Here is a 21,449-nt window from a genome sequence, read left to right on the forward strand (position 1 = left end):
ACCCTCACGACGAGTGGATACCGTCGGTCCCGGGAGTGACCTGACATCATGGAGCGGTGACCACAGGGCCGGGACGACCCCGACTGACCAGTCAGCGCAGACCGGGGCAGACCACTACCGAGGAGATCCTCGACGCCGCCGGAGAGTTGTTCACCACCAAGGGTTTCGCTGCCACCTCGACTCGGCGGATCGCCGAGATGGTCGGCATCCGGCAGGCGTCGCTCTACCACCACTTCCCCAACAAGGAGGAGATCCTCGCTGCACTGCTCGAGGAAACGGTCTCCCCCGCGCTCGCCGCCGCCGAGCGGCTCACCGACGCCGACGCCCCCGCCACGGTGCGCCTGCACGCGCTGGCCACCTACGACGTCACGCAACTCACGACCACCAGATGGAATCTCGGTGCGCTGTACCTCCTCCCGGAACTGCTGACCGATCGCTTCGAGCCGTTCCGTACCCAGCGGACGCTGCTGCGCGGGCACTATCGTCACCTCGCGGACCGCGCGCTCGCCGAGATCGCCGCCGAATCCGGCACCACCTCCCCCGCCCTTGCCGACCTGCCGTTCCGAATCGTCGAGAGCGCCATCGCAACCCGCGCCGACACCGAACGCGGCCTGCTCCCCGGCCCCGAGAACGAAGGTGCCGCCGGACTCCTCGCCGACACGTGCCTGCGCGCCCTCGGCTGGACGAACTCGATGGACGATATACGCGCCGAATCGCGGGCACTCCTCGCCCGAACGGTGACCGGGACGCCCCGTCGGCACTAGGACATGTCTCGGCCGTCCCTGTCGTTCCTGTGAGATAAAGTCTGGCGAACGCTTAATTACTGGGGGGTTATCTTGAGCGATGTCTTTGCCGTCACGGACGGCATCAGGAATTACGGCACCACCGCAGCGCAGGCGGCCGAACAGATCAGCAGCGCCGCCGCGTTCGATCTCGGCACGAATCTCGCGGCGCTGGCGCCCGTGTTCGGTCCGATCGGCGCCGACTTTCTCGCGTCGTTCGCTGCCGCACAGGCGAATCACGCCGCGTCGGTCGCCGAACTCGCACACCACTACGCGCAGACCGCGATCGCCGCGCACGCCACCGCGGAGTCCTACGATTCCGTCGACGGCGCCACCGGCGGTGCGCTCGGTGCCGTCGGTGACGAACTGGGAGGCCCCGCATGACACCGACCGAATCCGCCGGACCTGCTACCGAACACGGATCGATTCTCGATCTGATCCGGGGAACGCCCGTCGGCGCCGCGCTCGACACACCGCTGCCGAGCACACCGCTCGAGGCGCTGCAGGACTCTCCGCTCGGTCCGTTCCTGGACATGCCGCTCGGTGAACTGCCACCCTTGCCCCCTCTACCCGCGCCGCCACCTCTGCCTCCGAACCCGGTCGAGGCGCTGCTGCAGGGTCAGGCCCTGTCCGGACTGCCGGGGGTGGACGAGCTGTTTCGGCCGCTCACCGATCTCGCCGGCAGTTTCGGCACCGGCACGTTCGGAGCGTTCGATCCGACGGCCCTCCTCGACATGTCCTCGGGGATGCTCGACCAGGCGATGTCGATGAGCCTGTCGGGACTGAAGGTCCTCGACCAGATCTGGCAGAGCCAGGCCGCGCAGGCGGCGCAGACCCAGGGACTGCAGGCACAGACGAGCGGCACCGAACTGAGCGAACGCGGCACGGAGATCTCGACAACCACACAGACCGCCGCCGCCTCCGTCGCGCGGGGCAACGCGAACCTGATGACGATCTCGGAGTCGTTCGCGGCCACCGCGGTCGCCGCCGCGCCGATGGTGCTGACCCCACCCGGGCAGGCGATGCTCCTCGCGTCCGCCGCCGAGCATCTCAAAGCGGCCATCGGGGTGGTGGCCCAGACGCGCACCGAACTGAACGAACAGACGCTCACGATGAACGGTCTCGCCGCGCCGGTGCCGGTACCGCCGCCCCCGGCACCCGGAGCCGTGGCAGGAGCCGTCCCGCCGTCACCGTTCGCCATCGCGTCCACCGTGATCGAAGAAGTGGGCAAGCCGATGATCTCCACCGTCACCGCCAGCGTCGGCGACCTGGTGTCGGCGAGCACGCAGGCGGCGAGCGCTTCCCCGGGGGACCTGCCCACCGACGCCGTCGCCGCGAAATCAGCGGTCGCTCCCGCGCACGGACCCGCGGGCGGGGTCCCCGGTGCCGTGGGACTCGCCGGTGGCGCCGGGATCGGCATGTTCGGCAGCGGCACCGGCGGAAGCGCTTCCGCGAGTGGCGGTTCCGTGCCACGCGGAACGGTCGGCGCGGTTGCTCCCCCGGCGGCAGTGAGCCCCGTGTCGCCGACCTCTACCCTCACCCCGGCACCGCCCACGTCACCCGGTGGCGCCATGGGCGGCGTGGCGGGTGCCGGGCGCGGGGGCGACGAACAGCTGAGCGGCCGGTCCACACCGAGCTACCTCGTCAACGCCGGCGAGAACAACGCGTTCGCCGGCGATCTCCCGATGGTCGCGCCCGCCGTGATCGGCGGCGAGGAACTCGACGACATCCCGTTCGGCGATCGGACCTGATCGCTCAGTCGACGAGCGCGGCCACCTCGCGATCGGTGAGCGTGGTGGTGGGAACGCGGCCTTCCGAACGCACCAGTTCCACGGCACGGAACAGCGGGCGTTCGGGCAGCGCCGCGCCCCGCGCCTCGGCGCGCAACTGCTCGATGAGCACCGACGCGATCGCGGCAGCCGGTACCAGTTCGCTCGTGGTCAATGCGTCGGCCAGTCTGCGAAGCCCGAGCACCTCGAGTTCACGACCGCCGTCGGTCGTGTAGAGGGCGAGCGGCACCGCGAGGGCACCGTCCGGATCCGTGATCCGGACACTCACCTCGCTCACCCGCGCCGAGCGAACCACCAGTTCGGTCGCGACCGCCCGGGTGACGTCGACATGCCGGCTGCGCAGTCCTCCGGTCGAGCGGATCCGCCCGTTCTGCAACGTGACTCGACGGCGCAACGTGAGGAGCGCGGACGCGGCCGTCGGGACCGCGATCACGACCCCGACCGTCACACCCACCCACACGGGCCCGAAGAACCCGACGATGACGCCGACCACCACACCGATCAGGACGGCGATCGCGGCGACCCGCTTGAGCCGCGGTGCGATCAACTCGATCGGAACGAGGTCGAGTGACACCGGCGGGGTGTCGTCACGCACCAAGGATGACTCCGACGCGCGCGACGACATCCGCCGAGGACACCGATTCCTGATCGCCGGTGGCGAGATTCTTGATTCCCACCGTGCCCTCGGCGATGTCGCGGTCGCCGAGCACGAGTGCCAGTGCGGCGCCGGAGCGGTCGGCGGCCTTCATCGCGCCCTTCACCCCGCGGTTGCCGTATGCGAGATCGACACGAATCCCCTGGGCGCGCAACTGCTGAGCGATCACCACCAACTTCGCCTTCGCCTCGTCGCCCAGAGGGACGCCGAACACCTCACAGCGGGCGGTCGAGCCTGCCGTCTTGCCCTCCGCGGCGAGCGCGAGGACCGTGCGGTCGACGCCGAGCCCGAATCCGATGCCGGACAACGGCTGACCGCCGAGCTGTGCCATCAGGCCGTCGTAGCGTCCGCCGCCGCCGATGCCCGACTGCGCGCCGAGTCCGTCGTGGACGAATTCGAACGTCGTCTTCGTGTAGTAGTCGAGGCCGCGGACCATGCGCGGGTTGACGACATAGGGCACGCCCAGGGCGTCGAGGTGGGCGAGCACCTCGTCGAAGTGCGCCTTCGCGGTGTCCGAGAGGTGATCGAGCATCAGCGGTGCGTCCGCCGTCATCTCGCGTACCTCCTTGCGCTTGTCGTCGAGAACCCGCAGCGGGTTGATCTCCGCGCGTCGGCGCGTGTCCTCGTCGAGGGGAAGGGCGAACAGGAAGTCCTGTAACCGTTCCCGGTATTGCGGCCGGCAGGTGTCGTCGCCGAGGGAGGTGATCTCCAACCGGAAGCCCTCGAGACCGAGACCTCGGAACCCGGCGTCGGCGACGGCGATGACCTCGGCGTCCAGCGCCGGATCGTCGACTCCGATGGCCTCCACCCCGACCTGCTGCAACTGCCGGTAGCGACCGGCCTGCGGACGCTCGTAGCGGAAGAAGGGGCCCGCGTAGCTCAGCTTCACCGGCAACTGGCCGCGGTCGAGGCCGTGCTCGATCACGGCACGCATCACGCCCGCCGTGCCCTCGGGACGCAGGGTCACCGAACGGTCACCGCGGTCGGCGAACGTGTACATCTCCTTGCTGACGACGTCGGTGGACTCGCCGACACCGCGGGCGAAGAGCCCGGTGTCCTCGAAGATGGGCAGCTCGATGTGGCCGTACCCGGCCAGTCGCGCCGCGCGCGTGAGTCCGTCACGGACCGCGACGAACTCGGCGGACTGCGGTGGGACGTAATCGGGAACGCCCTTGGGGGCGGAGAAGGTGCTGGCTTTGCTCACTGTCGTTACTTTTCCTTATTTCGATCCCGAGAGTCCAACGAGAAAGGGGTTCGACCCACGCTCGGCGCCGACGGTGCTCGACCCGCCGTGTCCGGGGAGAACCGCCGTGTCGTCGGCGAGGATCAGCAGCTTGTCGGCGATGGACTGCAGCAACTGTTCGTGATTGCCGCCGGGCAGATCGCTGCGGCCGATCGACCCCTGGAACAGGGTGTCGCCGGTGAGGGCGATCTCGACGGGACCGTTTCCGGTGTCGACCCGGGTCCGGAAGATCACCGACCCCTGCGTGTGGCCGGGGGTGTGATCGACGGAAAACGACATCCCGGCCTGCTCGATCACGTCGCCGTCGGCGAGGGCGATCACGTCGCTGGGCTCGACGAACGTCATGCCCTCGATGAACGGCTTCATCGTGGGACCGATGCCGCGACCGGGGTCGGACAGCATGTACCGGTCCTCGGGGTGGATGTACGCGGGAATCCCGAACTTCTCGCACACGTCGTACGCGTTCCAGACGTGGTCGAGGTGACCGTGGGTCAGGAGAACCGCGGTGGGGGTGAGATTCGACTGGTCCAGGAACTCGAACAGCGGTTCGGCGGCGTCCTGTCCTGGGTCGACGACGACGCATTCCTGGGCATCGTCCTGCGCGAGGATGTAGCAGTTGGTCTGAAACATCCCGGCCGGGAATCCTGTGACGAGCACGCGTGACGCTCCTGTTCGAGTGATCATTGCAGTCGCTACAGCCTAAGCCGCCGCCCGGCCAGGATGCTCTCAGGTTCGGATGGCAGACTCTGGAGGTCGTGTGCCGGGGGTTATACGCACCGTCCGACTGCTAGATCGACCGACTTCCAGACAGACCGAAACGGGAGGACCACCGCAGTGCCGAGCAACGAGCAGCGCCGGGAAGCAGCCAAACGAAAGCTCGAGCGTCAGCTCGAACGCCGCGCCGACAGGGCGCGCAAGCGCAAGCAGCTCACCATCGCGGGTTCGGTGCTCGGGGTGGTGCTCGTGGTGGCAGCGGGCGCGGTCGTCTTCGCCCTCACCAGTGGCGACGACAACGCGACAGACGCGTCGGCGGCCGAATCCGTGTCGGCGTCGCCGCAGTCGCCCGGTGTGATGCCGGCCGGCCGGTCCGAACCACTGCCGGACAAGGTGTCCTGCACGTACACCCCCGACGATCAGCCGCCCGCGAAGCAGGTGAACCCGCCGCGGACCGACGAGATCGACACGACCCTGAAGGAAGTCAGCGTCAGCATGCAGACGACCCAGGGCAATATCGGCCTGACCCTGGACAACGCCGACTCCCCGTGCACGGTCAACAATTTCCTGAGCCTCGCGAGCCAGAACTACTTCGACAACACCCCGTGCCACCGGCTCGTCACGTCCGAGGGACTGAAGGTCCTGCAGTGCGGTGACCCGTCGGGCGCGGGCACCGGCGGCCCGGGCTACGGGTTCGCCAACGAATTCCCCACCGACCAGTACGACGCCTCGGATCAGGCACTGCAGGTCCCGGTGACGTACCCGCGCGGCACCATCGCGATGGCGAACACCGGACAGCCCGGCACCAACGGCAGCCAGTTCTTCCTCGTCTACGCCGATTCGCAGCTTCCGCCGCAGTACACGGCGTTCGGCACGATCGACGAGACCGGGCTCGCGACCATCGAGAAGGTCGCCGCGGCCGGAGACGACGGATCGATGCAGGCCGGCGGCGGCAAGCCCAACCTGCCCATCGACATCACGTCCGTCCGGATGGACTGACATCCCGTGTGAGGATGGACCGATGAAACGCACCTCGATCCTCGTCGCAGGCGTGAGCCTCGCGGTCCTCCTCGCCGGCTGTTCGGATTCGTCCGACTCCGGTGGCTCGTCGACGAGCACGACCTCCAAGGCGGCACCCACGAGCGCGGCGGCGCAATCGCTCGACCTGTCCAAGTTCGGTACGTTGCCCGCGGTCCCGGCGCCCGCCGCTGCCACCGTGGACTGCACGTATCCGGCCGGGCAGCCGGCGGCCAAGGACGTCACCCCGCCACCCACGTCCGGCGTGTCCACCGAGGGCACCGTCCCGGTCGACCTGACGACGAGCGCCGGACCGATCGGCCTCGTCCTCGACCGCGCCGAGGCCCCGTGCACGGTCAACAGCTTCACGAGCCTGGCCCAGCAGGGCTATTTCGACGACACACCCTGCCACCGGTTGACGACGGAACTGGGTCTGCAGGTGCTGCAGTGCGGCGACCCCAGCGGAAAGGGCACCGGCGGACCGGGCTACGCCTTCACCACGGAGTACCCGGAGACCGCGTTCGCACCGAACGATCCGGCACTCGCGAATCCGGTGGTCTATCCGCGCGGCACCGTCGCGATGGCCAACAGCGGGACACCGGACAGCAACGGCAGCCAGTTCTTCCTCGTCTACGCCGATTCGGTGCTCCCACCCAACTACACCGTGTTCGGTTCGATCTCCGAGGAGGGTCTCGCGACCGTCGAGAAGATTGCCGCGGACGGCGACGACGGATCCATGGCGGCGGGCGGCGGCAAGCCCAACACCCCGGTCCAGATCGAGACCGCGAAGGTCGGCTGACCCGCTCCCCGGAAACCCGAACGGGACGGCCGTGCGGTGAGTGCGCACGACCGTCCCGTTCGGGTTTGTCAGGCGGCGGACGTCACCCGGTACACGTCGTACACGCCCTCGACGTTGCGCACCACGTTCAGCACGTGCCCGAGGTGCTTCGGGTCGCCCATCTCGAACGTGAACTTGCTGATCGCCACCCGGTCGCCGGACGTCGTGACCGACGCCGACAGGATATTGACCTTCTCGTCCGCGAGCGCCTTCGTCACGTCCGACAGCAGCCGGTGCCGGTCGAGCGCCTCGATCTGGATGGCCACCAGAAACACCGACGACGGTGAGGGCGCCCATTTGACCTCGATGATGCGCTCGGACTGCTCCTGCAGCGAGCCGGCGTTGGTGCAGTCGGTGCGGTGGACGCTGACCGCGCCGCCCCGGGTCACGAACCCCATGATCTCGTCGCCGGGAACGGGGGTGCAGCACTTGGCCAACTTGGCGACCGTGCCCTCCGCGCCGGGAACGAGCACACCCGCATCCCCGGTGCTCCGCGGACGCATCGGCATGGTGGACGGGGTCGAGCGCTCGGCCAGTTCCTCCTCGACGTCGCCGACCCCACCGAGGTGGGCGACCAGTCGCTGGACGACGTGCTGCGCCGACACATGACTCTCGCCGACCGCGGTGTAGAGCATCGACACGTCGGTGTAGTGCAGTTCGTGCGCGATGGACGCCATCGATTCGGCATTCATCAGGCGCTGCAAGGGCAGACCGACCCGCCGGACTTCCTTCGCGATCGCATCCTTGCCCGCCTCGAGCGCCTCTTCGCGGCGTTCCTTGGCGAACCACTGCCGGATCTTCGTCTTCGCCCGCGGCGAGACGACGAACGTCTGCCAGTCGCGGCTCGGGCCGGCGTTGACGGCCTTGGAGGTAAAGACCTCCACAACCTCGCCGTTCTCCAGTTTCCGCTCGAGCGCCACCAGACGGCCGTTGACCCGGGCGCCGATACAGCGGTGCCCGACCTCCGTGTGCACGGCGTACGCGAAGTCCACGGGGGTCGACCCGGCGGGCAGCGTGACGACGTCGCCCTTGGGAGTGAAGACGAAGATCTCCTTGACGGCGAGGTCGTAGCGGAGCGACTCGAGGAACTCCCCCGGGTCGGCGGCCTCACGTTGCCAGTCGAGGAGCTGACGCATCCACGCCATGTCGTCGACCTCGGCGACGTCACCGGAGTGCCTGCCCTTGGTCTCCTTGTACCGCCAGTGCGCGGCGATGCCGAACTCCGCGGTGCGGTGCATGTCGTGGGTGCGGATCTGCACCTCGAGCGGCTTGCCCTCGGGGCCGACCACCGTCGTGTGCAGCGACTGGTAGACGCCGTACCGCGGTTGCGCGATGTAGTCCTTGAACCGGCCCGCCATCGGCTGCCACAGGGAGTGGACGACACCGACTGCCGCGTAACAGTCCCGCACCTCGTCGCACAGAATCCGCACACCGACCAGGTCGTGGATGTCGTCGAAGTCGCGGCCCTTGACGATCATCTTCTGATAGATCGACCAGTAATGCTTGGGCCTGCCCTCGACGACCGCGTTGATGCGTGACGCCGTCAGCGTCGCGTTGATCTCCGCCCGGACCTTCGCGAGGTAGGTGTCCCGCGACGGCGCCCGGTCGGCGACGAGTCGCACGATCTCGTCGTATTTCTTGGGATGCAGGATCGCGAAGGACAGGTCTTCGAGTTCCCATTTCACGGTCGCCATGCCCAGCCGGTGAGCCAGGGGCGCGATCACCTCGAGAGTTTCGCGGGCCTTGCGGGCCTGCTTCTCCGGCGGCAGGAACCGCATGGTCCGCATGTTGTGGAGCCGGTCCGCGACCTTGATCACGAGCACACGGGGATCACGGGCCATCGCGATGATCATCTTGCGGATGGTCTCGCCCTCGGCGGCGTTGCCGAGCACCACCTTGTCGAGTTTGGTGACCCCGTCCACCAGGTGGGCGACTTCTTCGCCGAACTCGTCGGTCAACTGCTCGAGGGAGTACCCGGTGTCTTCGACGGTGTCGTGGAGCAGCGCCGCGACCAGGGTCGTGGTATCCATCCCCAGTTCGGCGAGGATGCTGGCGACGGCAAGTGGATGCGTGATGTACGGGTCGCCGGACTTGCGGCGCTGGCTGGCGTGCCGTTCCTCCGCCACGTCGTAGGCGCGCTGCAGGAGCGCCAGATCGGCCTTGGGGTAGAGCTCGCGATGCAGACTGACGAGGGGTTCGAGAACCGGCCGGATGGTCGTATTCCGCTGCCCCGTGATGCGCCTGGCGAGTCGCGCTCGTACCCGGCGCGATGCGGACGCCGGAACGGCGAATCCCTGTGCCCCACGGTTGTTACCGGAAGCCGGGTTCGCTGCAGGTGACTCGGCATCGGATTGTGCAGACGAGGTTGATCCCGTGTTCTGCGACCGATCAAGATTCGAAGTCATGCCGTCACCTCCTACCACTGAAATGGCTCGGGCCCTGCGGCCCTGGTTGGTCTCGGGCATGCGCCCCGGTGGCCGTGTCGACCACCAGGCACAACTTTAGTACTCAGACCGTGACGAGGGACGTGAGCGGGTACTTTCGGAGCCGCTCACGGCCGCCGAGCGCCGCGATCTCGAGGACGACCGCGACGCCGATCACCCGGGCACCAGCAGATTCCACCAGCCGCGCCGTGGCCTCCAGTGTTCCGCCGGTGGCGAGGACGTCGTCGACGACGAGCACCGCGCGACCGTCGAGGCCGATCGATTCGGCCGGGATCTCCAGCGTCGCCGTGCCGTATTCGAGGGTGTACGACTCGGCCAGGACGGGCGGCGGCAGCTTGCCCGACTTCCGGACGGCGACCACACCCGATCCCAGTTCCCGGGCCACCCCGCCGCCGAGGAGGAACCCCCGCGCGTCCACGGCGGCGATCACCTCCGCTTCTGGGGCGGCGGCGGCGAGCGCGTCGACGACGACCCGGAAACCCGCGGCGTCGGAGAAGACCGGCGTCAGGTCGGCGAACCGCACGCCCGGCTGCGGGAAGTCTTCGGCCCACCGGGTGAGCCGGGTGACGGCGTCGCGAGCCGCAGCATGATCGGTCACCTGCGCAGAACCCACCTGTCCATGTTCCAGCCGGCGCCCGAGCGCGTCGGATTGACTGTTCCGGCCTGCAAACCGTTCGCGAACGCGACGGTGCGCGGCTGGTCGAACAACGGCACCGTCGGCATCTCGGACCACAGGATGTTCTCCGCCTCCGTCGACAGCGACAGCTGGGTGGCGGTCGAATCGTCGACGGCGAGTTGGTCGACGATCTGATCGACGCGGCCGTTGGTGTAACCGCCGAAGTTCGATCCGTTTCCGCTGTGCAGGGCGTACATCGCGGTGGTGGCCCCCGCGGTGCCCGCCGCACCGGGAGCGGACGCCGTTCCCGCGAGGACCACGTCCACCTGGCGCTCGCGCAGCAGGGACGGGGTGAAGTCCGGCGAGGCGACGTCCTGCACGGTGATGCCGGCCGGAGCGCACGCCGCCGCCACCGCGGACACTATCTCGGCGCGGCGCGGGTTCGGCCCCAGATACCCGATCCGGACGGTCGCGGACGTGTTGTCGGTGTCGGCCAGCGCGGCGGTCGCCGCCGCCGTGTCCGCGGTCTGGTACCGGCCGCCCACGGCACCCTCCACCGACTGGTGGATGAGGCTGTCGGGGGCGGTGACCCGCGTGTCGACCGGTGACCCGGCCGCGGCACCGCCGGTCTCCTGCGGGTCCGCGGCGATCCCGAACTTCGACGCCAGTTCGTCGCGGGGCAGGCACAGCGCGAACGCCCGGCGGCCAGCGGCGGTCTCGAACAGACCCGACGTGGACAGGACGAACTGCTCGACGCTGCGCGAGGACACCTCCGACACGTCGAATCCGGAGAGGTCCAGATCCGGCGCCGATCCGGCGGCGACGTCCACGACCTCCACGGACCCGTCACCGATCCGGGCACTCACGTCGGAATTCTTGGGCCACACCACGATCCGGGACGTGGCGGGGCGGTTCCCCCACCAGCGGTCGTTGGCGACGAGGACCAGGCCGTCGTCCGCGGAAAACGATTCGACCTTGTAGGGGCCGGACGCGGGGAACTTGGCGAGGTCGAGGTCGCCGCCCGTCATCGTCCAGCCGTCGTTCCAGAAGTCCGCGACGCGCGAGAGTGCCCCGGTGTCCGAATTCTGCACGGCGGCAACGATGTCGGGAACGCCGACGGCACTCGCGACCACGTGGGCCGGCATCATCGACGTCGCGCCGAACAGCGATTTCCAGTCGGTGACGTTCCGTCCCGCCTTGAACGTGACGACGGCGTCCTTCGCACCGGTCTGGCAGTCGATCCGGTCGATGTCCGCGTAACCGGCGGTGCTCGCCGCGGCGAACATCGGGAAGCGGCCGCTGTTCGCCGCCCACGCCAGCACCAGATCGTCGCAGGACATCGGGACACCGTCGGAGTAGACGGAGCTGGGGTTCAGCTTGTACTGGATCGTGAGGGCGTCGCCCGGCATCGCGTTGGCCGTGCCGATGTCCGTGTCGGCCACCGGCCCGCCTTCCGGTCCCGTGTAGTTGAACCCGGGCAGCACCCGCGCGAACGCCTGCCGCGCCCCCGACACCGCACCCGCGACGGTGTTGGCGTTGTAGGTGGTGACGTTGTTGTCGATCGCATACCCGATCGACGGGATCTGCTCGCCGTCGTCCGAACATCCGACGAGTGAGCCGGCGAGGAGCACGGTCGCAAGGAGGCCGGCGCCCGACACGGCCGCGGGGCGGCCGTGCCGGCGGAACACACCACGCCGGGTGCTGTGCGATGCGGGCATGTCAGTGCCTCTTCTTGTTGCGCTTCCCGGTGGGACGTGACCCCGGAGTGGGTGCGGTCGCCGACGTCCGCCGGCGGGGGGTGCCCGCGTCCGGTGCCGCGGCTCCGGCGGTGGCGGTGGCCGCCGCCTTCTGCCCTCCGCCCTCTGCCAGGGTCGCGCGGCGAGCGAGGACCTTGCGCGTGTGCGCGGCCACCGGACCCCACCGCTCCTTCAGCGTCACGAGAAGCGGTGTCGCGAAGAAGATCGACGAGTAGGCGCCGACGATGATGCCGACGAGCTGTACCAACGCCAGGTCCTTCAGCGTTCCGACGCCGAGCATCCACACCGCGACCACCATCAACGCCAGCACCGGCAGAACAGAGATCAACGTCGTGTTGATGGACCGCATCAGGGTCTGGTTGACCGCCAGGTTCGCCTGCTCGGCGTACGTGCGACGCGTCAGGTGCAGGATTCCCCGCGTGTTCTCCTCGACCTTGTCGAACACCACCACCGAGTCGTACAGCGAAAAACCGAGAATGGTGAGCAGGCCGATGACCGTCGCCGGGGTCACCTCGAACCCGACCAGCGAATACACACCCGCCGTGACGGTGATGTCGAAGAACAACGCGACGATCGCGGCGATCGCCATGTCGCGCTCGAATCGGACGGCGATGTACACGCTGACGATGACCAGGAACACAAGCAGCGCGATCAGCGCCTTCTGGGTGATCTGCCCACCCCACGTCTCGCTGACGTCGGCCACGCTGATCACGTTCTTGCTGACGGCGCCGTCGCTGTCCTTCGGCTGGAACTCGTCGTACAACGCGTCCTGCAGCTTCACCACCTGCGCGGCGTCGAGCGCCTCGGAGCGGATCTGCACCGTCGCGCTCGAACCCGAGCCGACCGTCTGCACCGAGACGGGATCCATGCCCAGCGCCTGCGAGTAGACGTCCTCCACCTGCGAGGTCTCGATACCGTCGCCGGCGGGGAACTGGATCCGCGACCCACCCTCGAAGTCGATGCCGAGGGTGAACCCGCGGACGAGGATGCTCAGCAGCGAGATCAGCACGATCGTGCCGGTCAGGATGTAGTAGAACTTGCGGCGGCCGACGACCTCGAAGGCGCCGGTACCGGTGTAGAGCCGCGACAGCAGGCTGTGGTGGGGCATCGACGATTGATTGACACCCGAATCGGACAGCGAAGACTCGGGGTCCGTCTGCGCCGCAGTCTGCGACGACGTGGTCGACTCGCTCATACTCGTGACTCCTTCGCCGACGCTGCGGCAGCCTTGCGTTCCCTGGCGATCTGCTGCACGGCTCCGAGCCCGTTGACCGAGGGCTTGGACCAGAACGGCGACTTCGAGGCCAGATGAACCAGCGGCCACGTCACCAGGAACACGACGACGACATCGAGGATGGTGGTCAGGCCGAGTGTGAACGCGAAACCACGCACCTGACCCACCGCGAGGACGTACAGGACCGCGGCCGCGATGAAGCTGACCGCGTTACCGGACAGGATGGTTCGGCGCGCACGTGCCCAGCCGCGGGGAACCGCGGACCGGAAGCTGCGGCCTTCCCGCATCTCGTCCTTGATTCTCTCGAAGAACACCACGAACGAGTCGGCCGTCATACCGATACCGATGATCAGACCTGCGATGCCCGCGAGGTCGAGCGTGAAGTTGATGTACCGGCCGAGCAGCACCATGATCGCGTAGACCATCAACCCCGAGAGCACGAGTGACAGCGCCGTGAGCACCCCGAGCATGCGGTAGTAGATCAGGCAGTAGATCAACACGAGGACCAGGCCCACCAGACCGGCGATGAGACCGGCCTGCAGCGAGGCGAGACCCAGCGTCGCCGACACGGTCTCCGCCTCCGAGGCCGCGAACGAGAGCGGCAGCGAACCGTACTTCAGGGTGTTCGCGAGTTCCTTCGCACTGTCCGCGGTGAACGATCCGGTGATCGACGTCGAACTGCCTGCCGGTGTCGCACCCTGCACGACCGGTGCGCTCACCACCTTGGAGTCGAGCGTGAACGCGGCCTGCTTGCCGATGTTCTGCGACGTGAACGTGGCCCAGGTGTCGCTGCCCTCGGACTTGAACGTGAGGCTCACCTCGTGCCGCGACTGCTGCGAGTTGTAGCCCGACGTCGCGTCGGCGATCTCCTGGCCGTCGATGATGGCGGGCTCGAGCAGGTAAACGGCCTGACCGTCGGTCGAGCACGCGACCAGCGGCAGGGCCGGGTCGTCGTTGCCGCGCAGCGGGTCGGGTACGCCGCAGTCGAGCGTGGCCATCGCCTGCTTCTGAACGGCGGGATCGGTGCTCTGACGCGTAGCCCGGGCGGCCGCGATCTCGTCGGCCGCCTCGCCCGTCTCCGTGCCGGAGGCGTCGGCGGGTGCCGGTTCCGTCGTCGGGGCCGGCTCGGGCGACGTGGAGGGATCCTGCGCCGGGAACGGCCGGTTTTGCGGCGCGGGCGTTTCGGTGCCCGCGGGAGTGCCCGCCGGAGTCTCACCGGCGGCCGGTGCGGTCCCGCCGGTGGCGGCCGCCGCCTGAGACGTCTGGACCGGACGGACGTACAACCGCGCTGTCTGGCCCAGCGACCGCGCCTGCGCGCTGTCGTCGCCCGGGACCGTGATGACCAGGTTGTCGCCGTCGATGACCACCTCGGAGCCGGACACACCGAGTCCGTTCACGCGGGTCTCGATGATCTCCTGCGCCTGCCGCAGGCTGTCCGGCGTCGGCTTGCTGCCGTCCGGTGTGCGTGCGGTGAGGGTGACCCGGGTCCCGCCTTGCAGGTCGATGCCCAGCTTCGGTGTCGCGGACTTGTCGCCGGTGAAGAACACCAGGGCATACAGAACCGCCACGAGCACCGCGAAAACGGTGAGGTAGCGGACGGGATGCACCGATCCTGTGGAAGGTGCCACGATCTCTATGTCTCCTCAGTACGTGCAGTTCGAGTGGGAACGTTCACAGCGCACCGGAACGGCACACGCAGGGCTGTGCCCCGGTGGCCGCGCCGGGCGGGCCCGCGACGCGACGGCCGCACGGGTACGCCGCGGACGCGTCGATCAATCCTTGTCGAGCCTCGGCGTGGTGTCCGCGCCGCTCTCACGATCCTCGCGCGCGGTGTCGGCGGCGGAGGTCTCGGCATCGATCGACTCGTGGTCGATGGCGCCGTCACCCCGCAGCGGGGCGTCGACGATCTGCTCGCGCACGACGAGACGCGACCACGTGGTGACCACGCCCGGGGCGATCTCGAGCTCGATCGTCTCGTCGCCGAGCCCGACGACGGTTCCGTGCAGACCGGCAGTGGTGAGGATGCGGTCGCCTACCGAGAGTGAGTCCTGCAGGGCAGTCGCCTTGGCCGCCTCCTTCTTCTGCCGGCGGATCCCCAGGAACATCGGGACGAGCAGCGCCAGAATCAGGAGCGGGAAGAGAAAATCCATCTGTAAGTCAACCTCGAGGTATGTCGCACGGTCCGAAGCACAGGTCCCGGTTGGACCGATGCAATACACCAGTGTGCCATCACCGGCCCGGAGACCGGTTCGGTCGGCACGAGGCGGGCGTTTCTTCCGGGGCCGATCAGGGGCCTTCCGGATCGAACAGGGAAGCCTGCGGTTCGTTGACGCGGACGTCGATTCCGCCGGTCACGGCGTCCGGCGGAGGGGTCAGGCCCAATTGCATCCACGCGGCCGCAGTGGCGACGCGGCCGCGGGGTGTCCGGGCGATCATTCCGGCGCGAACGAGGAAGGGCTCACACACCTCCTCGACGGTGGCGGGCTCCTCACCCACCGCGACGGCCAGGGTGGACACGCCGACCGGCCCACCGCCGAAGCTGCGCACCAGGGCACTGAGGACGGATCGGTCGAGTCGGTCGAGACCCAGTTGGTCGACGTCGTACACGGCAAGAGCCGCGTGCGCGATCTCCCGGGTGACGACACCGTCCGCGCGGACCTCGGCGTAGTCGCGGACCCGTCGGAGCAGGCGGTTCGCGATGCGGGGCGTTCCCCGGGACCGGCTCGCGATCTCGGCGCCCGCGTCCTCACCGAGTTGCACGCCGAGGATCCCGGCCGAACGCATGAGGATCTGCTGTAGCTCGGCGGGTTCGTAGAAGTCCATGTGGGCGGTGAACCCGAAGCGGTCCCGCAGCGGCCCGGTGAGCGCACCCGAGCGGGTGGTGGCCCCGACCAGGGTGAACGGCGCGACCTCCAGGGGAATGGACGTGGCGCCGGGGCCCTTGCCGACCACGACGTCGACCCGGAAATCCTCCATCGCGAGGTACAGCATTTCTTCCGCCGGGCGGGCGATACGGTGGATCTCGTCGATGAACAGCACGTCACCCTCGACGAGATTGCTCAGCATCGCGGCGAGGTCGCCGGCCCGCTCGAGCGCCGGACCCGACGTCAGCCTCAGCGACGAGCCCAGTTCGGCGGCAATGATCATCGCCATGCTGGTCTTGCCCAGCCCGGGCGGTCCGGACAGCAGGATGTGGTCGGGGGTGCCGCCGCGCATCTTGGCGCCGGTGAGAACGAGTTGCAACTGCTCCCGGACCCGCGGTTGGCCGATGAAATCGTGGAGGTTTTTCGGCCGCAGGCTGGCCTCGATGTCGCCGTCGCCGGCGACGAGGTCGGCCGAGACCGGGGACTCCTCGTCAGGGCCGCCGCCGGGTTCGGGTTTCATCTCGTCTTCCCGAGCAGGGAGAGCGCGGACCGCAGCGCGGACGAGGTGGTCGACGCGGGTGCCTCGGCGAGGACGGAGTCGGTGGCCTGTTCGGCCTGCTTGGCCGGGAATCCGAGCCCGACGAGGGCTTCGACGATCTGGTCGCGGACCGATCCGCCGCCCGCAGCGCCGAGCGGGACCGCGCCGGACGAGGTCGCGACCGCGTCGACCTTGTCGCGCAGTTCGACGACCATCCGCTCGGCTCCCCGTTTGCCGATCCCGGGTACCCGGGTGAGTGCGGTGACGTTGCCCTCGGCCAACGCCGACCGCAGTGCTTCAGGTTCGAGGACGGCCAGGGTCGCCATCGCCAGGCGTGGACCGACACCCGACACCGTCTGGAGGAGCCCGAACAATTCCTTGGACTCCGAGTCGGGGAAGCCGTACAGGGTCATCGAGTCCTCGCGGACGATCATCGCGGTGACCAGCCGCGCCTCGGACCCCCGCTGCAGCCCGCCGAGCGTGGCCGGCGTCGCGTTGACGCGGTAACCCACGCCCGCGGATTCGATTACCGCATGGTCGAGGGCGATCTCGAGCACCTCGCCGCGGACGGACGCGATCATCGTGTACCTGCCTTCTTCACTTCGGCCAGTCGGGCCTGGTAGCGACGTTTCTGTTCGGCGGCCACGGCTTCGGCGCGGGCCATGCGTTCGATCATCGGCGCCCGCCAGCAATGGCAGATCGCCAATGCCAGCGCGTCCGCTGCGTCTGCCGGTTTGGGTGCGGCCGCCAGTTTCAGGATCCGGGTGACCATCGCGGTCACCTGAGCCTTGTCGGCCGAACCGCTCCCGGTGACGGCGGCCTTGACCTCGCTGGGGGTATGGAAGCACACGGGGATCCCGCGGCGCGCGGCGGCGAGGGCAACGACGCCGCCGGCCTGCGCGGTTCCCATCGCGGTACGCACATTGTGCTGGGAGAACACCCGCTCGATCGCCACGACCTCCGGCCGGTGGAGGTCGATCCACGATTCGGCCGCTTCGGAGATCCGGAGCAACCGGGACGACAACTCCAGATCGGCGGGGGTGCGCACCACGTCGACCGCCACCGGTGTGACGGTGCGACCGCTGCCACCGTCCACCACTCCGAATCCGCACCGGGTCAGACCGGGATCCACACCCAGCACACGCACGCAAAGCCACCTCTCCCACGCCGAACAGCTGTTCGATAGCTTAGTCGTGGGGTCGGACGAGTCGGCGCACCAACACGCAGGACGGCGCGGGGCGGGCGAGCGTCCGCTCCCCCGCCCCGCGCCGTGCGTCGTGCGTCGTGCGATCAGTCGTCGAGTTCGGCGAGGACCTCGTCGGAGAGATCGACGTTGGTGTAGACGTTCTGCACGTCGTCGGACTCCTCGAGCGCGTCGACGAGCTTGAACACCTTGCGGGCCCCGTCTGCGTCGACGGGTACCTCGACGGAGGCGCGGAAGTCGGCCTCGGCGGAGTCGTAGTCGATGCCCGCCTCCTGCAGAGCGCTGCGGACGGCGACGAGGTCGGTGGGCTCGCTCACGATCTCGAACGTGTCGCCGAGATCGGTGACCTCTTCGGCGCCGGCATCGAGGACCGCCATCAACACGTCGTCCTCGGTCTGGTCGCCCTTCTCCAGCGTCACGACGCCCTTGCGCGCGAACAGGTAGGACACCGAACCCGGGTCGGCCATGTTGCCGCCGTTGCGGGTCATCGCGGTACGGACCTCGCCCGCCGCACGGTTGCGGTTGTCGGTGAGGCACTCGATGAGGACGGCGACACCGTTGGGCCCGTAGCCCTCGTACATGATGGTCTGCCAGTCGGCGCCGCCCGCCTCTTCACCGGCGCCACGCTTGCGCGCGCGCTCGATGTTGTCGTTGGGGACCGACGTCTTCTTGGCCTTCTGGATAGCGTCGTACAGGGTGGGATTTCCCGCAGGATCGCCACCGCCGGTACGGGCCGCCACCTCGATGTTCTTGATCAGCTTCGCGAAGGCTTTGCCACGCTTGGCGTCGATCACAGCCTTCTTGTGCTTGGTGGTGGCCCATTTGGAGTGGCCGCTCATGCGATTCAAGCCCCTTTCCTGCTGCCTTTGGCACGCCGAATGCGCGGTTTCAGCTTTGACGATGTTACCCGCAGCCCGGCCGGCGCCGCGCCTTCCCGGGATAACAACTCGCGTAAGTCGCCATTGTTTGCATAGAATGCAAACATGTTGATGCGGGTCGACCACAGTTCCACCACCCCGCTGGGTGAGCAGATCGCCGCGAACGTGCGCGGCGCGTTCCTGCGCGGCGAGATCGGGCCGGGCGACCGGCTTCCCTCCGCGCGGGCCCTGGCCGAGTCGGTCGACGTCAACCTGCACACCGTGCTGCGCGCCTACGCCGCCCTGCGCGACGAGGGGTTGATCGACCTCCGCCGGGGTCGTGGCGCGGTCGTCCGCGCGGACACGGACCCGATTCACACCGGATTGACCGAAGCTGCACGCGCTTTCGTGGCCGAGGCACGGCGCCTCGGACTCGACACCGACCAGATGCTCGACGTGATCAAGGAGACCACGACACGATGACAACCTCCCGCACCCGCCTCGCGGCCGCCGCCGGGGCCACGGCCCTGCCCCTCCTTGCGCTCGTGATCGCGCGACTCGCCTGGAACGGCGAACTCCCGCCGGTGGTGGCCGGCCACTGGTCCGGCACCCGGCCCGACCGGTTCAGCGATACGGACACCTATTTCTGGATCGCGCTCACCGTCTGCGCCGCCGCGACCGCGATCGCGGGCGTCGTGGCGGTCCGCGGCGGCGCCGACGCCGCGCTGTGGCTCCCGGCGACCGTTCTCGTCGGGTGGACGGTGGCCACGGCCTGGATCGTCAGCGTCGCCGCCACGATCGATGCCGGCTCCCCGGAAGCAGCGACCCTGGGGTGGTGGATCGGGATTCCACTGTTGGGAATCCCGTGGGCGATTGCCACGTTCGCCGTGCTGCCCCGCAGGTCACAGTCCGCGCCGCACGACCCGGCACCGACACTGCCCATTCCACTCGGTCCCGGCGAACGCGCGGCCTGGACGGGATACGTCCACGGGCGATGGGCGGGCGTACTCGCCCTCGCGACGGCGCTGGCGGCAGTCGCGTCCGCGCTGATGGGAGCGCTGTGGCTCGCCGTCCTGTTCCTCGTCCTCGCATTGCTCGGTGGGGCCTTCACGTCGGTCACCGTGCAGATCGACCGGGCGGGGCTGTCCCTGTCGTCGTGGAACGTCCGCTGGCGCAGGATCCCCCTCGACTCCGTCGACGAGGCCCGGGTGACCGAGATCGTGCCCCTGGAGTGGGGCGGCTGGGGTTACCGCTTCACACCGCGCGGAACCGCGGTCGTGATCCGCGCCGGTGAGGGCGTCGTGGTGACCCGCAGGGACGGCCGACCGTTCGCGGTGACCGTCGACGACGCCGCACAGGGCGCGGCACTCCTCAACTCGCTCGTCACACCCCGTCCGGCAGGCTAGACGTCACGGACGATGTCGACGAACAACTCGTGCACCCGCCGGTCCCCGGTCACCTCCGGGTGGAACGACGTCGCCACCACGGAACCCTGCCGGACCGCCACGATGCGGCCGGCGGCGGCGCCACCCGACTCGGGCACGCGGGCGAGGACCTGGACGTCGTCGCCGACTCGCTCCACCCACGGAGCCCGGATGAACACGGCCCGCATCGGGTCGCCGACGATCCCCTCGAAATCGAGGTCGGCTTCGAAGGAGTCGACCTGGCGGCCGAAAGCGTTGCGGCGCACGGTCATGTCGATCGCGCCGAGGTGCTGCGCGTCGGGTCGGGTGTCGAGGATCTCGCTCGCGAGGAGGATCATCCCGGCGCAGGACCCGTAGGCAGGCAACCCGTCGTGCAGGCGGGCCTTCAGCGGTTCGAGCAATTCGAAGATCTGCAGCAGTTTGCTCATCGTGGTCGACTCGCCGCCGGGGATGACGAGGCCGTCGATCTTCTCGAGCTCCTCCGGGCGGCGGATGCCGACGGCATCGGCACCCGAATCGTTCAGCGCGGCAAGGTGTTCACGGACGTCGCCCTGGAGGGCGAGTACTCCGACGAGGGGGCGGGTCATGTCATGTTTCCTGTCTCGATGTCGCGCTGGTCCTGATCGCGCTGGATTCGGGTCAACCCCTCCTGCACGACGGCGGCCACCATGGTGCCGTTCCGGTCGAACATGCGGCCCTGGGTGAGCGCGCGACCGAATCCGGCGGAGGGGGAGGTCTGGTCGTAGAGCAACCACTCGTCGGCGCGGAACGGGCGCAGGAACCACATCGCGTGATCGAGCGACGCCGTCTGTGTCACCACACCCGGGTGCGGGACCTTCGACGCGCCGAGCAGGGTCATGTCGCTGAGGTAGGCGAGGGTGCAGATGTGGAAGACCTGATCGTCGGGCAACGTGTTGCGGTAGCGCATCCACACTCGTTGCTGCGCGGCGATTCCGGGCGTCTTGCGGGTGGAATCGGCCGGAACGATACGGACGTCCCATTCCTTCCATTCCCGGTACAGGTCCGTGGCGGCGAGTTCCTCGACTGTCTGCGCGTCGACGAGTTCGTCGGGCGCCGGAACGGACGGCATCGTGTCGTGATGCTCGATGCCCTCGTCCTCGCTGTGGAACGACGCCGACATGGTGAAGATCGCCTTGCCGTCCTGGATGCCGGTGACTCGCCGGGTGCAGAAGGACCGGCCGTCCCGGATCCGGTCGACCAGGTACACGGTGGGTTTCAGCGGATTGCCCGGACGGAGGAAGTACCCGTGCAGGGAGTGGACCTTGTATCTCTCGTCGACGGTCCGGACGGCGGAGACCAGCGACTGACCCGCGACCTGCCCGCCGAATGTCCGCTTCAGAACAGACGGATGCACCGCACCGCGGAAGATGTCCTTCTCCAGCGCCTCGAGTTCGAGAATGTCCTCGATGCTCGCCATCAGCCCTCCTTCTGTGCCTGGTCAAGGTTATCGG

General features: G+C 68.6%; 22 protein-coding genes. 7 read left to right on the forward strand and 15 right to left on the reverse strand.

Annotated elements, in window-relative coordinates:
• Window positions 1-56 precede the first annotated feature (56 nt).
• From H0B43_RS02635 to H0B43_RS02645, 3 genes are all read left to right on the forward strand, one after another.
• Window positions 57-764: a TetR/AcrR family transcriptional regulator gene (locus tag H0B43_RS02635; RefSeq protein ID WP_185729412.1), complete on the forward strand. Its 708-nt coding sequence runs from the start codon at window positions 57-59 to the stop codon at window positions 762-764.
• 72 nt (window positions 765-836) lie between these two features.
• A complete protein-coding gene (locus H0B43_RS02640; protein ID WP_185729411.1) occupies window positions 837-1,166 on the forward strand; it encodes a type VII secretion target in 330 nt (109 codons plus the stop codon).
• On the forward strand, window positions 1,163-2,533 hold the full coding sequence (locus tag H0B43_RS02645) for a hypothetical protein (protein WP_185729410.1): 1,371 nt from the start codon (window positions 1,163-1,165) through the stop codon (window positions 2,531-2,533). Before H0B43_RS02640 ends, H0B43_RS02645 begins: the two co-directional genes overlap by 4 nt.
• 4 nt (window positions 2,534-2,537) lie before the next feature.
• Here the strand turns inward: H0B43_RS02645 and H0B43_RS02650 are convergent, their stop codons facing one another.
• From H0B43_RS02650 to H0B43_RS02660, 3 genes are read right to left on the reverse strand one after another with little or no spacing between them, the layout of a single operon-like run.
• Window positions 2,538-3,197 carry a hypothetical protein gene (locus H0B43_RS02650; protein ID WP_185729409.1) on the reverse strand — a complete coding sequence of 220 codons (660 nt, stop codon included), beginning with the start codon at window positions 3,195-3,197 and terminating at the stop codon, window positions 2,538-2,540.
• Complete coding sequence (gene hisS, locus H0B43_RS02655; protein ID WP_185729408.1) at window positions 3,160-4,431, reverse strand: histidine--tRNA ligase; 1,272 nt, start codon at window positions 4,429-4,431, stop codon at window positions 3,160-3,162. The genes H0B43_RS02650 and hisS overlap by 38 nt, the downstream gene beginning before the upstream one ends.
• A gap of 15 nt (window positions 4,432-4,446) precedes the next feature.
• Window positions 4,447-5,127 carry an MBL fold metallo-hydrolase gene (locus H0B43_RS02660; protein WP_185729407.1) on the reverse strand — a complete coding sequence of 227 codons (681 nt, stop codon included), beginning with the start codon at window positions 5,125-5,127 and terminating at the stop codon, window positions 4,447-4,449.
• Between the two features lie 177 nt (window positions 5,128-5,304).
• On the opposite strand from H0B43_RS02660, the gene H0B43_RS02665 reads away from it, so the two are divergent.
• Both H0B43_RS02665 and H0B43_RS02670 read left to right on the forward strand, forming a co-directional pair.
• Window positions 5,305-6,183, forward strand: coding sequence for a peptidylprolyl isomerase (locus tag H0B43_RS02665; protein ID WP_185729406.1), 879 nt, complete (start codon window positions 5,305-5,307; stop codon window positions 6,181-6,183).
• A gap of 22 nt (window positions 6,184-6,205) precedes the next feature.
• Complete coding sequence (locus H0B43_RS02670) at window positions 6,206-7,000, forward strand: peptidylprolyl isomerase (protein ID WP_185729405.1); 795 nt, start codon at window positions 6,206-6,208, stop codon at window positions 6,998-7,000.
• 68 nt (window positions 7,001-7,068) lie between these two features.
• On the opposite strand, the gene H0B43_RS02675 is transcribed toward H0B43_RS02670, so the two are convergent.
• From H0B43_RS02675 to H0B43_RS02720, 10 genes are all read right to left on the reverse strand, one after another.
• On the reverse strand, window positions 7,069-9,444 hold the full coding sequence (locus tag H0B43_RS02675) for a bifunctional (p)ppGpp synthetase/guanosine-3',5'-bis(diphosphate) 3'-pyrophosphohydrolase (protein ID WP_005241006.1): 2,376 nt from the start codon (window positions 9,442-9,444) through the stop codon (window positions 7,069-7,071).
• Window positions 9,445-9,547: 103 nt separating this feature from the next.
• Window positions 9,548-10,081: an adenine phosphoribosyltransferase gene (locus tag H0B43_RS02680; RefSeq protein ID WP_185730136.1), complete on the reverse strand. Its 534-nt coding sequence runs from the start codon at window positions 10,079-10,081 to the stop codon at window positions 9,548-9,550.
• Window positions 10,078-11,817 carry an ABC transporter substrate-binding protein gene (locus tag H0B43_RS02685; RefSeq protein WP_185729404.1) on the reverse strand — a complete coding sequence of 580 codons (1,740 nt, stop codon included), beginning with the start codon at window positions 11,815-11,817 and terminating at the stop codon, window positions 10,078-10,080. Before H0B43_RS02685 ends, H0B43_RS02680 begins: the two co-directional genes overlap by 4 nt.
• Before the next feature lies 1 nt (window position 11,818).
• On the reverse strand, window positions 11,819-13,051 hold the full coding sequence (secF, locus tag H0B43_RS02690; protein WP_185729403.1) for a protein translocase subunit SecF: 1,233 nt from the start codon (window positions 13,049-13,051) through the stop codon (window positions 11,819-11,821).
• Window positions 13,048-14,718 carry a protein translocase subunit SecD gene (gene secD, locus H0B43_RS02695; protein WP_185729402.1) on the reverse strand — a complete coding sequence of 557 codons (1,671 nt, stop codon included), beginning with the start codon at window positions 14,716-14,718 and terminating at the stop codon, window positions 13,048-13,050. Before secD ends, secF begins: the two co-directional genes overlap by 4 nt.
• Window positions 14,719-14,862: 144 nt before the next feature.
• Window positions 14,863-15,240, reverse strand: coding sequence for a preprotein translocase subunit YajC (gene yajC, locus H0B43_RS02700; RefSeq protein WP_185729401.1), 378 nt, complete (start codon window positions 15,238-15,240; stop codon window positions 14,863-14,865).
• Window positions 15,241-15,376: 136 nt separating this feature from the next.
• Window positions 15,377-16,474: a Holliday junction branch migration DNA helicase RuvB gene (ruvB, locus tag H0B43_RS02705; RefSeq protein WP_185729400.1), complete on the reverse strand. Its 1,098-nt coding sequence runs from the start codon at window positions 16,472-16,474 to the stop codon at window positions 15,377-15,379.
• Window positions 16,471-17,073, reverse strand: a complete 603-nt coding sequence (gene ruvA, locus H0B43_RS02710; protein WP_185729399.1) for a Holliday junction branch migration protein RuvA — start codon at window positions 17,071-17,073, stop codon at window positions 16,471-16,473. Before ruvA ends, ruvB begins: the two co-directional genes overlap by 4 nt.
• Window positions 17,070-17,639 carry a crossover junction endodeoxyribonuclease RuvC gene (ruvC, locus tag H0B43_RS02715; RefSeq protein WP_185729398.1) on the reverse strand — a complete coding sequence of 190 codons (570 nt, stop codon included), beginning with the start codon at window positions 17,637-17,639 and terminating at the stop codon, window positions 17,070-17,072. Before ruvC ends, ruvA begins: the two co-directional genes overlap by 4 nt.
• Window positions 17,640-17,782: 143 nt before the next feature.
• Entirely contained in the window at window positions 17,783-18,535 is a 753-nt protein-coding gene (locus tag H0B43_RS02720) for a YebC/PmpR family DNA-binding transcriptional regulator (protein ID WP_185729397.1), read from the reverse strand.
• 144 nt (window positions 18,536-18,679) lie between these two features.
• On the opposite strand from H0B43_RS02720, the gene H0B43_RS02725 reads away from it, so the two are divergent.
• The gene (locus tag H0B43_RS02725) at window positions 18,680-19,036 is read left to right on the forward strand and encodes a GntR family transcriptional regulator (RefSeq protein ID WP_185729396.1); all 357 of its coding nucleotides are present in this window, start codon (window positions 18,680-18,682) and stop codon (window positions 19,034-19,036) included.
• A complete protein-coding gene (locus H0B43_RS02730) occupies window positions 19,033-19,959 on the forward strand; it encodes a hypothetical protein (RefSeq protein WP_185729395.1) in 927 nt (308 codons plus the stop codon). The genes H0B43_RS02725 and H0B43_RS02730 overlap by 4 nt, the downstream gene beginning before the upstream one ends.
• On the opposite strand, the gene pdxT is transcribed toward H0B43_RS02730, so the two are convergent.
• On the reverse strand, window positions 19,956-20,564 hold the full coding sequence (pdxT, locus tag H0B43_RS02735) for a pyridoxal 5'-phosphate synthase glutaminase subunit PdxT (RefSeq protein ID WP_185729394.1): 609 nt from the start codon (window positions 20,562-20,564) through the stop codon (window positions 19,956-19,958). The two genes, H0B43_RS02730 and pdxT, sit on opposite strands and share 4 nt — an antisense overlap.
• The gene (locus tag H0B43_RS02740; RefSeq protein WP_185729393.1) at window positions 20,561-21,415 is read right to left on the reverse strand and encodes an acyl-CoA thioesterase II; all 855 of its coding nucleotides are present in this window, start codon (window positions 21,413-21,415) and stop codon (window positions 20,561-20,563) included. The genes pdxT and H0B43_RS02740 overlap by 4 nt, the downstream gene beginning before the upstream one ends.
• Window positions 21,416-21,449: the final 34 nt, after the last annotated feature.

Source organism: Rhodococcus sp. 4CII (assembly GCF_014256275.1).
Taxonomy (GTDB): domain Bacteria; phylum Actinomycetota; class Actinomycetes; order Mycobacteriales; family Mycobacteriaceae; genus Rhodococcus_F; species Rhodococcus_F wratislaviensis_A.

Excerpts from the sequence above, each read along its gene's own strand:
- H0B43_RS02645 (WP_185729410.1), top strand. The coding sequence starts at position 1,163 with ATGACACCGACCGAATCCGCCGGACCTGCTACCGAACACGGATCGATT.
- H0B43_RS02650 (WP_185729409.1), bottom strand. The coding sequence starts at position 3,197 with ATGTCGTCGCGCGCGTCGGAGTCATCCTTGGTGCGTGACGACACCCCG.
- H0B43_RS02670 (WP_185729405.1), top strand. The coding sequence starts at position 6,206 with ATGAAACGCACCTCGATCCTCGTCGCAGGCGTGAGCCTCGCGGTCCTC.
- H0B43_RS02675 (WP_005241006.1), bottom strand. The coding sequence starts at position 9,444 with ATGACTTCGAATCTTGATCGGTCGCAGAACACGGGATCAACCTCGTCT.
- H0B43_RS02685 (WP_185729404.1), bottom strand. The coding sequence starts at position 11,817 with ATGCCCGCATCGCACAGCACCCGGCGTGGTGTGTTCCGCCGGCACGGC.
- secF (WP_185729403.1), bottom strand. The coding sequence starts at position 13,051 with ATGAGCGAGTCGACCACGTCGTCGCAGACTGCGGCGCAGACGGACCCC.
- yajC (WP_185729401.1), bottom strand. The coding sequence starts at position 15,240 with ATGGATTTTCTCTTCCCGCTCCTGATTCTGGCGCTGCTCGTCCCGATG.
- ruvB (WP_185729400.1), bottom strand. The coding sequence starts at position 16,474 with ATGAAACCCGAACCCGGCGGCGGCCCTGACGAGGAGTCCCCGGTCTCG.
- ruvA (WP_185729399.1), bottom strand. The coding sequence starts at position 17,073 with ATGATCGCGTCCGTCCGCGGCGAGGTGCTCGAGATCGCCCTCGACCAT.
- H0B43_RS02720 (WP_185729397.1), bottom strand. The coding sequence starts at position 18,535 with ATGAGCGGCCACTCCAAATGGGCCACCACCAAGCACAAGAAGGCTGTG.
- H0B43_RS02725 (WP_185729396.1), top strand. The coding sequence starts at position 18,680 with ATGTTGATGCGGGTCGACCACAGTTCCACCACCCCGCTGGGTGAGCAG.
- H0B43_RS02730 (WP_185729395.1), top strand. The coding sequence starts at position 19,033 with ATGACAACCTCCCGCACCCGCCTCGCGGCCGCCGCCGGGGCCACGGCC.
- pdxT (WP_185729394.1), bottom strand. The coding sequence starts at position 20,564 with ATGACCCGCCCCCTCGTCGGAGTACTCGCCCTCCAGGGCGACGTCCGT.
- H0B43_RS02740 (WP_185729393.1), bottom strand. The coding sequence starts at position 21,415 with ATGGCGAGCATCGAGGACATTCTCGAACTCGAGGCGCTGGAGAAGGAC.